Origin of the sequence: Pseudaeromonas sharmana (genome assembly GCF_042649925.1) — a bacterium.
In the GTDB taxonomy this organism is placed as follows: domain Bacteria; phylum Pseudomonadota; class Gammaproteobacteria; order Enterobacterales; family Aeromonadaceae; genus Pseudaeromonas; species Pseudaeromonas sharmana.
In genome coordinates, this window is record NZ_JBHSAF010000015.1 from 1 (window position 1) to 13,841 (window position 13,841).

The window sequence follows — 13,841 nt, forward strand, 5'->3', positions numbered from 1 at the left end:
ATACCTGCCTGTCACGCAGGGGGTCGCGGGTTCGAGTCCCGTCCGTTCCGCCACTACACAGCAAAGCCCAGACTTTCGTCTGGGCTTTTTGCTTTGCGTTTCCTGGGGCTGTGAATATTCGCGCTAATTGTCAGCATCTTCGTCGTTGTTGGATGCGACAGAATAGGGTGTCTTGGGCGCGGGTTGTACTTAATAGCAGGACAAAAAAAGACGCCATCAGGCGTCTTTTTTATTTTTTGGCATAGTAATCAATTCATGCCGTATTTCTTCAGCTTCTTGCGCAGCGTGCCGCGGTTAATGCCCATCATGATGGCGGCGCGAGTTTGATTACCACGAGTATATTGCATGATGATATCCAGCATTGGCGCTTCGACTTCGCTCAGTACCATTTCATAGAGTTCAGCGACATCCTGGCCATTGAGCTGGGAGAGGTAATTACGCAGTGCCTGTTGGACAGACTCGCGCAGCGGACGCTGCATGGGTTCGTGAGTGTGAGCATGAGTGGTCGTGGTAACCAATGCGTCAGAAGTCAGGTTTTGTTCAAACATATGCTGTCTGCTCTTCGTTATGCTGTTGCGTGTCAAAAAAATACTTCAATGCATCTATTTGGGCGTTTGCCTTCTCTAATGCATTGAAACCTCTACGAAAATCTTGATTTTTTGCTATCCGCTCCAGATACCAGGCAACATGCTTGCGAGCAAATCGAACACCCTGATATTCACCATAGAAGTGATGCAGCGCGTCAATATGCTCTAGCACCAAGGCACGAACCTCTCCCAGGGAAGGGCTGGTTGTGGCCAGGTTCTGCTCCAGATAATGGCGGATTTGGCGAAAAATCCATGGCTGCCCCTGTGCGGCGCGTCCGACCATGATGGCGTCAGCGCCAGTGTAATCCAGCACATCACGTGCCTTCTTGGCTGAGTCGATATCGCCATTGGCGATGACAGGGATGGATACAGCCTGTTTGATAGCCTTGATAGTGTCATACTCGGCCTGTCCGTTAAAAAGACAGGCTCGGGTTCGGCCATGTACAGTCAGTGCCTGAATACCCGCCTGTTCTGCCAGGCGAGCGATCTGGACACCATTACGATGCTGCGGATCCCATCCAGTCCGGATTTTCAATGTCACCGGCACTGCGACCGCGTTGACCACGGCCTGCAGGATGCGCTCAACCAGTTCTGGATCCTGTAGCAGGGCAGAACCAGCTAATTTTTTGTTTACCTTCTTTGCCGGACATCCCATGTTGATATCAATGATCTGGGCTCCCGCGTCGACATTCAGCCGTGCGGCTTCAGCCATCAGTTCAGGATCGCAACCGAGAATCTGGACGGAGCGAATGCCCTTCTCATCACAGTGATACCGGCGTTTGCGCGACTTCTCCGTGTCCCAGGTATCGGGATTAGCCAACATCATTTCAGAGACTGCCATGCCGGCACCCATTCGCAGACAAAGCTGCCGAAAAGGGCGGTCTGAAATACCGGCCATCGGGGCCAGAATCAGCGGCGTCTCCAATTTGTAAGGACCAATCTGCATTACAACGACACAATCAACCATCGGCTCAGGGCGGCGTATATTACGCATTTTTTTCCGCACTGAAAAGGTTAGAAATTGAGCATGGGGCTTTTTTTTCTCCATTTGTTTTGGCCTAGGCCCTTGCAAAAAAAGATGTTATCTGGCTCACGCTTTGGCGGTATGGTTTGTGGTGTCGAAAGAGGCTTTTTTTGCTGATTTTTTTGCGATAAAAGCTGTGACGCATGTGTCAGCACCGGGGTGTGAGCGTGTTTAAGTCGCTCGGTGTTGGATAAAATAAAACGATAGTTGAGTCATCACTCGGTGTGGTCATGTTGGGGAAAAAGGGGAAGTGGGGGCGGTTTTACTCAGCGCTCCTAATGTGGTGGGCATCGAACGTCATGGCGGTGCCGTTGAGTTTCGATGAAGCATGGCAGCTCGTTTTGAAGAACAACTCCGGCTTGGCGGCGTCGCAGTCCGGAATTATACACGCCTCACATCTGTCTGATGCGGCTCAAGCGCTCAATTTGCCCCAAGTCACCCTGCAGGGCAGCTATACCCATCTCGATAAAGCAGTTGAACTTGATCTGATGGACTTGAATCCGATTGCCAGCAATAAAAACAATCCATTGTTATCCAATCCGGCCGTACAGCAGCTGATTCAGGGATTGGGTGGGTCATCGGCGTTTGTTACAGCCTTCACCGAACAGGATCTGGTTACCAGTTCTGTACAGGCGTTGTGGCCCCTGTATGCCGGAGGCCGAATAGATGCTGCGCAATCCATACGGCAGGCTCAAGTTGACGAAGCCAAACAGCAATATGCTCTGAAGCAACAAGCGGCCTTCGAAACACTCACTGAACGCTATTACGGGTTAGTGTTGGCTCGAGCTGCTGTCGGCACGCGACTAAGCTTGGAGCGGGCTTTAGCGGGGCATCTGCTACGCGCACAAAAGATGGAGTCTCAGGGGCAGATTGCCCGTGTTGAGCGCCTGTCTGCTGAGGCTGCATACCAACAGGCTCGTACCGATACCCTTGCCGCGCAGCGACAAGCCGAGATCGCGGAGCTGGCTCTTGCCAACCTGACGCAGAAGTCGGGTGGCATTGAGCCAGGTGACGGGTTATTTCTCCATAGCCAGTTACCGCCTGTCGAGACATTTATTCAACCTATGCTTGCGTCGCATCCCGGATTGTCACTATTGCAGACCAAGTTGACTCAAGCCGATGGTTTGCTGACGGCTGAACAGGGCAAGCGTCTGCCAGAACTGTTTTTGTTTGGCAATTACGCCTTGTATGAACAAGACACATTAGCTGCCAAGATGGCGCCAGACTGGTTGGTCGGTGTCGGCGTCAAGGTGCCGCTGATTTCGCGTGACGGAATATCGGATACCACTGCGGCGGCGGTTGCGACGCAAGTGCAAGTCAAGCAACTGACGGCTCAGTTGCGACAGGATCTGACATTGCTGACCGAAAAGAGCTGGCGTGAAGCGGATCTGGCACGCGAACAATACCAACACCTCGCCAGCACGGAACGGTTGGCGCAGGAGAACGTCCGCTTGCGCGAAAAGGCGTTTCAGCAAGGACTGGGGACGTCACTGGATGTTGAAGATGCGCAAAGCCGTCTGGCTGCCGTACAAACCCAGCGCCAGGCTGTGGCCTATCAATATGTGGTTTGCCTGGCAAGATTGCTGGCGCTTAGTGGCCAGTCGGCACACTTTTCTCAGTTTCAAACACAAAACCGTATCGAGGTCGCATCATGAGTCGGGTTCGACAGACGCTATTCCTGGGAATTTTTCTGGCTCTGGTTCTTGGACTGGCGTTGGGATTTTGGTCGGCTTACCGCCCTTCAGCGGAGCGGTTGCAGGGGCAGATTGAGGCACAAAGTTATAGTGTGTCATCGAAAATTCCCGGACGGCTGGCAACCGTTGCGGTCAAGAAAGGACAGCAACTGACAAAGGGCGATCTGGTATTTACCCTCGTCAGTCCTGAGCTGGAGGCAAAATTGGCACAGGCCCAAGCCGGTGAGGCCGCGGCCGGTGCCTTGGCGCGAGAGGTCGAGCTTGGCGCACGACGCCAGCAAGTTGCGGCGGCCCATGCGCAATGGCAAAAGGCGCTCAGTGCGGCAGCTCTTTATGAAAAGACGTATCGTCGACTGGATAGTCTCTATCGCGATGGTGTATTGGCCTTGCAAAAGCGCGATGAGGCGTACACCCAGTGGCAAACCGCGCAGCTTACGGCCACAGCCGCACAGCAACAGTTTCTGTTGGCCGAGGAGGGGGCACGGGAAGAGCAGAAGCTGGCTGCCCATGAGAAAGCCAGAATGGCCGCCGGAGCCGTGGCAGAGGTTCAAGCTTATGCCAATGAACTTAGTGTTGTGAGTCCGGCACAGGGTGAGGTGACCCAAGTGTTACTTCAGCCTGGCGAGCTGGTGCCACAAGGCTTTCCTGTCGTATCGGTGACTGATATGAGTGATGCCTGGGCGTTGTTGCATGTCCGTGAGGATATGCTGCAGGCATTTGCCCCGGGCACTGTCTTTGCGGCCCAGATACCGGCATTAGGGCCTCAGCCCGTGCGGCTACGGGTCACGCATGTTGCGGTGATGGGCGATTTTGCGACCTGGCGAGCTACAGATAGCCGTCAAGGTTTTGATATGCGGACATTTGAGGTCGAGGCGCGGCCAGTCGATCCGATTAAGGGGTTGCGGGCCGGAATGAGTGTGGTGGTGGAGCTGCCGGATGCCTAGTACCGGCCGGGCAGTGGAATGGCGACTGATTTGGTGTGACCCCTGGCTGCGCGCACTGACGTGTTGGCTACCGCTGTTGCTATGCGGTTGGATGACCTGGCTGTTCAGCGATGGATTGATTCGCGAGCTGCCTGTGGGGGTAAGCGATCAGGATCACTCTGCGTTCTCGCGACAATTATCCCGCGCGGTGGATGCCCATCCTGCGATGCAATTGCGAGCCCAATTCAATGCAGTCGAACAAGGAACAGCCGCGTTGCGACGCGGTGACGTCTATGCGTTGGTCTACATTCCGGCCGATTTTGAAAAGCAGGTTCGCCTGGGAAGACAGCCGCAGATTCACGTTTTTTTCAATGCGCAGATGCTGCTGGTTGGACGGCTATTGAGTGGCAGTCTGCAGCAGAGCCTGGGGACGGTGGCTGCTCAGTGGGGTGTCGGTCATAGTCTGATCACGCATCCGGTGCCTGGAGCTGCACTGGGCGATGCCGTGCCACTGAACAATCAGTTGACGTCGTTGTTCAATAATGGCGGAAATTACGCCCAGTTTCTGGTTTCAGCCTTGTTGCCGGCCTTGTGGCAAATTCTGATTCTGGTCGCCGCTATCAGCCTGCTGGCACGACGTCATCAATTAGGGCTGGAACCATGCTGTCGCTGGTCGGATGCCGGCTGGCGGCTGATTCGCTGCTTTTATCCTCTGTGGCTGCTCTATAGCATCTGGGGGGCGCTGATGTTGTTATGGTTTTACGCAGTGCAGGGGTGGCCTCAGGTCGGTAGTCTCTGGCTGCAATTGCTGGCCCAGGGGTTCATGGTGCTGGCTTGCCTGGCAATGGGGGCACTGTTTTTTGGGGTGACGCGTGATGGTCCTCGAGCCATGAGTCTGGCGGCAGGGTATTCTGCGCCAGCGTTTGCCTTCATGGGGGTGACCTTTCCGGTTCAGAACATGGATCTGCTGGCGCGTGCTTGGCGTAGCCTGCTGCCAGTGGCGCACTATACCGAGTTGCAAATTGGTCAGGCGAGCCTGGGCATCACCGGTTTCGCCGCATGGTTGCCGTTAGGCTATCTGCTGTTATTTCTGCTGGTCTGGCCATTGGTCATGGTTTTGATGTGCCGGAGGCCGCATGTCTAGGCTCAAAGCGCTGTGGCTGCAGGAGTTGAGTTCGCTGCTAGCTGATCGCGCAGTCCTGCTGACGTTGTTTGGCGGTATTCTGTTTTACGCTTGGTTATACCCGCTGCCCTATGCCCAGCAGGTCGCCAGATCGTTGCCGATTTTGGTGGTTGACGAAGACAACAGTGTCCTCTCTCGGCGGCTGGCATTTATGGCCGATGCCACCCCCCAGTTGGTATTGGTCGGCCAGGCGGCCACCTTGCGCGAGGCTGAAGCACGCATTCGACAAGGAGAGGCGAGAGGCCTGTTGCTGATCCCGCAACATTTTTACCGCGATGTACGTCTGGGCAGGAGTGTCACCCTCAGTCTGGCTGGGGATGGTGCCTACTACCTGATTTATGGTGCCATAGCCGAGGGGCTAAGCAGCGCTGCGGCGACCCTGGGGGCGCTGGTGCGGATTCAACGCCTCTCTGCCGAGGGTGGTGGCCCCATGGTATTACAGCACTGGAGCCCATTTTCGCTGCAGATGCAGCCAGTTTTCAATCCGACATTGGGCTATCAACAGTACGTCGTCCCGGCCGTATTCTTGTTTATCCTGCAGCAGACGTTACTGATTGGTTTGGGTCTCAGAGGGGTTAGCGAGCGAGAGCAAGGGCTGCACCTGCGCGGGCAGGGCCGGGTGCGATTATTGCTGTTCATGCTGCTCTATTTGATCTTTTTTATGTTCTATTTTGGCCCCTGTATGGCCTATTACGGTTTGAGTCGCGATGCCCAGCCCTGGCAACTGCTGGCATTTGTGTTGCCATTTTTCCTGGCTGCGGGCTTGCTAGGCCTGCTGTTGGGGTGCGTAACCGCGCGGCGCGAGATGGTGACACCGATGGTCATTCTGTCGTCGTTACCATTGCTGTTTGCTTCGGGATTTATCTGGCCGACGGAAATGTTACCCGGTCCACTGCAAGTGGTGATGTCGCTGTTGCCGACCATGCCCGGCATTAACGGGCTATTACGGTTGAATACGATGGGGGCCGATTGGTCTGCTGTGAATGGATTATGGTGGCAGCTGTGGGCCCAGGTGATCACCTATGGCGGCCTGGTGTGGTGGATCCGTCGGCGGACGAAGAGCAAGCCCGTCGCATGACGGGCTTGGTGTACCTGGTTTAACGCTTGGTGCCTGAAAGGCGGCACCACTCCTCATGAGTGACGGTTGGGTCCATGTCGAACCATTGCCCGTATATTTGTTCCAGCTCTGGCGCCTGGGTCTCCAGCACGCCCGAGAGCGCCAGTTTGCCCCCAGGCCTGACTAACTGGTTCATCAAGGGAGCCAGCTCCCGTAACGGCCCCGCGAGAATGTTGGCGACCAGAATATCCGCCTGAAGCTGTGTTGGCTGCTCTTCCGGCAGGAAGAGCTCCAGACGATCAGCCACTCCGTTGCGCTGGGCATTGTCGCGGCTGGCCTGGATGGCCTGCGGATCGATGTCGATACCGACAACACGTTCTGCTCCCAGTTTCAGCGCGGCAATGGCCAGGATCCCCGAACCACAGCCAAAATCGACCACGGTTTGGCCCTGTAATGCTTGGGCATCAAGCCAGCGCAGGCAGAGTGCCGTGGTCGGGTGGGTCCCGGTACCGAATGCCAGGCCAGGATCCAGCATGACATTCACCGCCTCGGGATCCGGCACTTCGCGCCAGCTAGGGCAGATCCACAGCCGTTCACCAAACTGCATCGGGTGAAAGTGTTCCATCCATTCGCGCACCCAATCCTTGTCTTCGAGTTGTTCAACTCGGTATGGCATATCAGCACCGAAATGGCGTTTGAAGAATGCAACGATAGGTGCAGGATCCACTTCGGCATCAAACAGCCCGGTCACCATGGTTTCACCCCAGAGCTTGGTTTCACCGGGTAGTGGCTCATAGACAGGGTTGTCGTGGGCATCCATATAGGTGACCGCCTGGGCACCTTGTCCCATCAGCATGTTACTGAGCTTATTAGCACTCTTGGCAGTGGCGTAGAGTCTTATTTGAATCCATGGCATGGTGCGATCTCATTTCATGTGGCATGCCGGCATTGTATCACAGCCGGCTAACTGCGCCGTTACCGCAACGAAAATGGCTCGATGACAAATTCGCGGGGTTGCAGATCTAATGACTGGCGCGCCGCCAGCGTCTGGATTTTGTCCGCCAAGGGTTCGGCGATGGGGCCAACCAGCAATTGCAGCTTGCGATCATCGAGTTCAAAGCGAGTGATGACCCCCAACTGTTGCAGTGCCGAATTGTCCAGTAGCAATGGATTGTCTACTTCGATCGTCAAATAGGTCAGACTGGCATGCATGCTGATCAGGTTACCCATTCCGCCCAAGGCCTTCAGGTAGCCAATCGCCAACACGCTGAGATCGCTGTCTGGGGCAAGGTGAGCCACCGGCTCGGCAGCATGCGAGTTCATCCCTAACAGACGAATGGCATTCGGCCATATGGTGAGCAGCAGGCGACAACAGACGTAATAGACACTAAAGGTGAGCATCACCAGCCAGAAGAACTGCAGGTTGCCAAACGGTAGTGTGTCGATGGACAGCGGTACCAGATCCCCCGGTAGACCAGGCAGAATGAAGTGTAATTTAACCTGCAGACAGAAGGCCATGATGAGTCCGGCCAGCAGGGCATGAATGAAGAACAATGACGGCGACACCAGCAGCAAGACCAGCAGTAACGGGCTGGTGACACCGCTGAGCAGCGAGGTCAGCATCAAGACAATGGCGGCAGCCAGTGCGGCACGTTTGATGGGCTGTGGCGGGTGCTTGAGGATTGCCAGAGCCATACCCGGTAAGCCGAACAACTGGATGGCATAGTGCGCGGCCAAAAAACTCAACTGTGGTTGATTGAGGGCCGCATGGTTGCTCAGCAGATCATGAAAAAGTTCGTTCAGGCCCAATGGCGTCAGGAGCTGATAGATAAAACCGAGTGCAAACCCCTTGTCGGGGCTGGTCAGCCAGTGATGCCCCAGGCGTAACAACTCGGGTTCAAGCCACAACAGCACCGGAATCAGCGGCAGCAAGGTCAGCAGACAGACCAGACCGTTGAGCATCAGTATGATTGCCGGCCCCTTGAAGGAATGCAGCAGCGGAGGGAGACGAAGTCGTGCCAGACGTGGATAAAGCCGGGCGGAGATGATGCCGGTCAACAGCGCGGCTATCATGTCACTGTGATTGAGTTCCGGTGCCAGTTGCTCCAGAGTGGAGGAGAGCAACAGATAGCCGAGGGCGGCGTTGAGCGCCTGCAGGGGAAAGGGTTCCGGTTGCAGGGCGCGAGCCAGTTGAATGGCCAGCAACAGAGGTAATAGGGCAAACAGCGTCACGCCGCATTGCCAGCACAGCGCCTGTAGCAAACTGTTGCCGTCACCCAACCAGCACATCAATGACGCAACCGGCATCAGGGCGATGGGCAGTAACAGATGAACAGCCAGGGGCGATCTGGAACAGGACATGAAACAGCTCTATAAAATGTGATGCGCCGCACATTCTAGCCCAGGGAACTGCAAAATAACAGTGTCAAGCAGAGCCGCCTTGCTGAATCGGTTCTCCCAATTCAGTGGGCTGTGCCGCCCTGAGACCAGGCGATCAGTGCGGTACTCTCGGTCACGGCCTTGCGAAAAAAGTGGTGATAGATACGCTGATATTCCGTCCTGGATACCGTGATCCGATGTTGCGCATACTGCAACTCTGTTTGCCCAAATGCGCTGAACAGCGGGCCGCGCCGGCCGAACCCGAGCCACCTGGTTTGGTCGGTTGAGGGAGCCTGCCAGAACAGGTTGCTGGGCAGAGGGAAGGGGCTGCCGTCACAGTCGCCGTGCAACATGGCTTCGTCACTGGCCAGCCAGGCAAGGCTAGCTTGCGCGGCGTCCGTATAGCGTTGTAAGGCATCCAGTTCTTCTCCAGGCGACAGAGATGTATCGAGGGCGAGGTGTTGCCAATTGGGTTGATAGGCTGTCATCGCAACCTCATAGGCATCGGCAAAGCAGGGATCGTGATAGACGGGAATGACGTGGCTGGGAGTGCTCATGTCTTGCAGGTGGTGTAGCAGCCGACCCAGATAACCCCAGTGCGCCGCTTGTCCTCTGGATGTGAGCAGCGCCTCTTGTAACTGGCGGACACGGCGTTCCGATGTCAGGTGCAGCCAGCGCCAGTCGGCAATCGCCGCCTGGCTGCGGTAAAAGTGCCAATGTTGCAGTCGCGACCACGTCGGCGCATCCTCCTGGCTGCTGCCTTGAATGATCAGAGCCATGGTTTCGGCACTGAATTCGACACCGGATATCCGCTGCCAACGCTGCAGCGCGGTGCGAGTAATCAGTTGGTGGAATTTTGGATACACATGGCGCTCCTGAGGTTTGTCTAGCATGCTAGCCGAGGACGGGAGTCTGGCTCAAGTCTGTCGTGTTAGCCCCCTCGTGTGCTGCTTTGAACTGGACGCTAGACGAAGCTTTGCCACAGGGACGGCCAGTACCGGTTGCCAACGACGCCGCTTCTCGCTAACGTCTCGGCCGCCATGTTTTAGCGGAGAGCCCCTTTGAAGATAATCCGTCGCCCTCATGTCCCGGATGCACACCTGTCGGTGATCGTCTCGCCTCGACTGCGTCAGATCTATGCCAGTCGGGGAGTCGAGGATGCACAAGCCTTGTCACTCAGTGTCCAAGGCTTGTTACCACCTGGCGGCTTCAAGGGGTTGGCGGCAGCGCTTGAGTTGTTGCTGGATGCATTGCAACGCCAGCAGCGGATCCTGATCGTTGGTGACTTCGATGCCGATGGTGCCACCAGCTCGGCATTGATGGTGCTGGCGTTGCGAGCGCTGGGAGCAAGATATGTGGATTATCTGGTGCCCAACCGTTTCGAATACGGCTATGGCCTGTCGCCAGAAATTGCGGCGCTCGCCGCACAACGTGGAACTGACCTGCTGATCACCGTCGATAACGGCATCTCGAGTTTTAGCGGGGTCGCTGCGGCGCAACAGGCCGGCATGCGTGTGCTGGTGACGGATCACCACCTGCCAGGGGCCGAGCTACCGTCGGCAGACGCCATCATCAACCCCAATCAACCGGGCTGCAACTTTGGCTCTGGCAATCTGGCCGGGGTTGGGGTGGCCTTTTATCTGATGGCGGCTTTGCGCTCTCGCTTGCAACAGCTGGGGTGGTTTCAACAACAGGGCCTGGCCGTACCCAATATGGCTGACTATCTCGACCTGGTGGCATTGGGAACGGTGGCAGACGTGGTGGCACTGGATGCGAATAACCGTATTTTGGTGCATCAGGGCCTGCAGCGGATCCGCGCCGGCAAATGTCGGCCGGGGATTCGGGCGTTGTGTGAGGTCGCGAAGCGGGAGCTGAGCCAACTGACCGCCAGCGACCTGGGCTTTTTTCTCGGCCCCCGTCTGAACGCCGTTGGGCGTTTGGATGATATGTCTCTGGGTGTGGCGAGTCTGCTCTGTCCGGACCTGACGTTGGCTCGCCAACTGGCCAGTCAGATGGATAACCTCAATCAGGAACGCAAGGAGATCGAACAGGGGATGCAAAGCGAGGCGCTTGCCGCCCTGGATGCTCAGATTCGTCAGCAGGGCGATTTGCCATCCGCACTTGTGCTCTATCAGGATGACTGGCACCAAGGGGTAGTAGGGCTCGTCGCGTCACGTATCAAGGAGCGTTTTTTCCGTCCGGTGTTTGCGTTTGCCGATGCCGATGAACAGGAGGTAAAGGGATCCGGGCGCTCCATTCCTGGCTTGCATCTGCGTGATGCACTGGAACGGATTGACTCCCGGCACCCTGGCTTGATTTCACGATTCGGTGGCCATGCCATGGCGGCCGGATTGACGTTGCCCCGAGCTAACTTGCCTCAATTTGAGTCCGCATTGGTAGCGCTGGTGGCGGATTGGCTGGCACCCGAACAGCTGACCGGAAGCTGGTTGTCGGATGGCGAGTTGACAGCCGAGGAGTTTTCGCTGGAGTTGGCTCAGCAATTACGCGAGGGGGGGCCCTGGGGACAGGCTTTTCCGGAGCCCTGTTTCGATGGCCGCTTCCGTCTGTTGTCACAACGACTGGTGGGTGGCAAACATTTGAAGATGGTTGTGCGTCCCGATGTGGGTGGGCCTGAGCTCGATGCTATTGCCTTTAATGTTGATCTAGCGCGTTGGCCGGACGCCAATGTGCAATGGGTAGAGCTTGGCTACCGGTTGGACATCAATGAGTGGCGGGGGCAGATCCAACTACAGCTTTTGGTCAGCATTCTGACCGCGTTATAGCGCGCCCGGAAGTGGGCGCGCTAGTTACCTGTAGTCTGGCGGGTTTACAGCTCGAAACGTGCCACCATCTGGTTCAACTGGCTGGCCTGCTGCTGCAATCTGTCCGATTCGCTCTGTTCCTGTCTGGCGCCTTCGGCCAGTTCGTCGCCTACCTCCTTGATGGCCGTGACGTTAGCCGTAATCTCTTCGGTAACCTTGGTTTGCTCTTCGGCGGCGGTGGCAATCTGGGTCGACATATCCGAAATCAGGGCTATCGCCCGAGTGATTTCATCCAGTGCCGCCGATGCAGCTTCGGCATCATTGACACTGTGCTCGGCCAGCATGCGGCTCTTCTCCATCAGGGTAACGGCCTGCTGTGTGGTCTTTTGCAGTGTTTCGATGGTGTTCTGGATCTCGGTGGTGGAGGTTGCCGTGCGCTTGGACAGCACCCGGACTTCATCGGCGACAACGGCGAAGCCACGCCCCTGCTCGCCAGCCCGAGCGGCCTCGATCGCGGCATTCAGAGCCAACAAGTTGGTCTGCTCGGCAATCCCTTGAATGGTGGCCAGTACGCTGGAGATGTCGTTGGCATGGCGACTCAGTTCGGCAATCACCTCGGTGGTTTCACCGACCTCGTTGGCGAGGCTAGTAATGGAGCCGCGCGTCTTGTTGACCAGATTGCGTCCCTCTGCACTGCTGCTGGTCGATTGCTGCGCGGCCGTTGCCGTGTTCTCTGCGTTATGGGCAATCTCCTGAGTGGCGGAGGCCATCTCGGTGACGGCGGTGGCGACCATGGCGATTTCCTGCTGCTGGCGACCCAGTTCGACCACGGTTTCGGCACTGCGCTGTAGTCCATGCTGGGCCGCGATTCCCAGCTGTTCAGCTTCCTTGCGGATGCGGCTGATCAACTCATGCTGACTGTCGACAAACTGGTTGAAATTGGCCGCCAACTCACCGATTTCATCTTGATTGCTGATGCGGATGCGTTGGGTTAAATCGCCGTTACCGCTGGCGATGCGTGCCAGTGCAGTGGAGACAACGCCCAACGGGCGGAACAGCAGTCCGACCAAACTGCCAATTGCAAACAGGCTGCCTGCCAACACTAAGGCGGCTATCACTATCTGTTGCCACAGATCACTCTTGAGGGGGGCAAATAACGTCGCATCATCGAGGACAAACAGCAGTTGCCAGTCGCTGTGGGGCACGTCGCAAGCCCAGATCAGCTTGGATACACCCTGCCAGGCGATCGGCATCAGCGTATTACTTTGTTTCAGCTGATTCACAACACTTGGGGTCAGACTGCTATCCAGCGCGGTTAGCGGCTGCAGCACTTTCTCCTTGTCGCTGTAGGCGATGATTTGCCCTTGACGATCCGTGAGGATCGCAAAGCCACTGGCAGGCAACTTGAGATCATTGACCGTATTGAGCACTGTGGTGATGGTCAGATCTGCGCCGACGACGCCATTGGCCACCGGTTTGGCCAGCGTGATCACCATTTCCTTGGTCGTCACGTCAATGTAAGGTGCCGTGGTGATCATATCGCCCTGCTGTTTGGCCTGCTGGTACCAAGGGCGCGTCCGTGGGTCGTAGCCGCTGTAATCAGACTGCGGATTTTCATCCCGCATACCGCCCTGTTCATCCCCCAGGTAAACGGCCAGGAAACCATTGGCCTGTTTGGTCAGCGACAGTTCGCGGGCTGATTCTATCTGGCTTTGCATCGTCAGCGCCCGAACGGCCTGGCGTTTGATCTCCAGCCAGCCACCGATATTCTGGCTGCCTTCATGCGCCAGACTTTGTAGTTGCAGGAAGCCATCAGTTAGCAACTGCTGGCGGGTGTTGTAATAAGCAAAGCCGGAGAGCAGCAAGACGGCACAGGCGAGTGCCAGACTGACTGAAACCAGGATTTTTTGTTTGAGCGTGCGGATCTTCATCACGTGATTCCTTAAGGCTGCGGTCTGTCCCTAATGATGTTTTTCGGGTGGGTTGCATACGTTTCCAGGTATATCCAGGCGACCCTTCTGGGTTATGACTTGATTACGAGCTCTTCAGTACCTGACGCAGGGCGAGGATAATAGATCTAAATTACGCTCAAGCCACATGCTAATCATTAGAAAACTCTGTATTTGAGCTATTGCTCGTTTTTTATCTCCACCGATGGGTCCCTTTAATTAAGTTGTCTCTTTTGTGTGCGACCATGTTAGTGGCTTGTGCTGTTGTCTGGTTGTGGTCGCA

At 56.3% G+C, this 13,841-nt stretch carries 11 protein-coding genes; 5 read left to right on the forward strand and 6 right to left on the reverse strand.

Annotated features, from left to right (window positions below):
- Positions 1-248: 248 nt before the first annotated feature.
- Together fis and dusB are read right to left on the reverse strand one after the other, a co-directional pair.
- On the reverse strand, positions 249-548 hold the full coding sequence (fis, locus tag ACFOSS_RS14735; protein WP_377153964.1) for a DNA-binding transcriptional regulator Fis: 300 nt from the start codon (positions 546-548) through the stop codon (positions 249-251).
- A complete protein-coding gene (dusB, locus tag ACFOSS_RS14740) occupies positions 541-1,533 on the reverse strand; it encodes a tRNA dihydrouridine synthase DusB (RefSeq protein ID WP_377154760.1) in 993 nt (330 codons plus the stop codon). The genes fis and dusB overlap by 8 nt, the downstream gene beginning before the upstream one ends.
- 356 nt (positions 1,534-1,889) lie before the next feature.
- On the opposite strand from dusB, the gene ACFOSS_RS14745 reads away from it, so the two are divergent.
- Genes ACFOSS_RS14745 through ACFOSS_RS14760 form a run of 4 tightly spaced genes read left to right on the forward strand, consistent with a single transcriptional unit; the run spans position 1,890 to position 6,489 of the window.
- Complete coding sequence (locus ACFOSS_RS14745; RefSeq protein WP_377153966.1) at positions 1,890-3,266, forward strand: TolC family protein; 1,377 nt, start codon at positions 1,890-1,892, stop codon at positions 3,264-3,266.
- Positions 3,263-4,249: an HlyD family secretion protein gene (locus ACFOSS_RS14750; protein ID WP_377153968.1), complete on the forward strand. Its 987-nt coding sequence runs from the start codon at positions 3,263-3,265 to the stop codon at positions 4,247-4,249. The genes ACFOSS_RS14745 and ACFOSS_RS14750 overlap by 4 nt, the downstream gene beginning before the upstream one ends.
- The gene (locus ACFOSS_RS14755; protein WP_377153971.1) at positions 4,242-5,372 is read left to right on the forward strand and encodes an ABC transporter permease; all 1,131 of its coding nucleotides are present in this window, start codon (positions 4,242-4,244) and stop codon (positions 5,370-5,372) included. Before ACFOSS_RS14750 ends, ACFOSS_RS14755 begins: the two co-directional genes overlap by 8 nt.
- Positions 5,365-6,489, forward strand: a complete 1,125-nt coding sequence (locus ACFOSS_RS14760) for an ABC transporter permease (protein WP_377153973.1) — start codon at positions 5,365-5,367, stop codon at positions 6,487-6,489. Before ACFOSS_RS14755 ends, ACFOSS_RS14760 begins: the two co-directional genes overlap by 8 nt.
- A gap of 19 nt (positions 6,490-6,508) precedes the next feature.
- On the opposite strand, the gene prmA is transcribed toward ACFOSS_RS14760, so the two are convergent.
- From prmA to ACFOSS_RS14775, 3 genes are all read right to left on the reverse strand, one after another.
- Positions 6,509-7,384, reverse strand: a complete 876-nt coding sequence (gene prmA, locus ACFOSS_RS14765; protein WP_377153976.1) for a 50S ribosomal protein L11 methyltransferase — start codon at positions 7,382-7,384, stop codon at positions 6,509-6,511.
- 59 nt (positions 7,385-7,443) lie between these two features.
- Positions 7,444-8,829 (reverse strand): PTS transporter subunit EIIC, encoded by a 1,386-nt coding sequence (locus ACFOSS_RS14770; RefSeq protein ID WP_377153978.1) that lies wholly within the window; start codon positions 8,827-8,829, stop codon positions 7,444-7,446.
- 101 nt (positions 8,830-8,930) lie between these two features.
- Complete coding sequence (locus ACFOSS_RS14775; RefSeq protein WP_377153980.1) at positions 8,931-9,713, reverse strand: hypothetical protein; 783 nt, start codon at positions 9,711-9,713, stop codon at positions 8,931-8,933.
- 195 nt (positions 9,714-9,908) lie between these two features.
- On the opposite strand from ACFOSS_RS14775, the gene recJ reads away from it, so the two are divergent.
- On the forward strand, positions 9,909-11,630 hold the full coding sequence (recJ, locus tag ACFOSS_RS14780; protein ID WP_377153983.1) for a single-stranded-DNA-specific exonuclease RecJ: 1,722 nt from the start codon (positions 9,909-9,911) through the stop codon (positions 11,628-11,630).
- A 44-nt stretch (positions 11,631-11,674) separates the two neighbouring features.
- Here the strand turns inward: recJ and ACFOSS_RS14785 are convergent, their stop codons facing one another.
- A complete protein-coding gene (locus ACFOSS_RS14785) occupies positions 11,675-13,540 on the reverse strand; it encodes a methyl-accepting chemotaxis protein (RefSeq protein ID WP_377153985.1) in 1,866 nt (621 codons plus the stop codon).
- Positions 13,541-13,841: the final 301 nt, after the last annotated feature.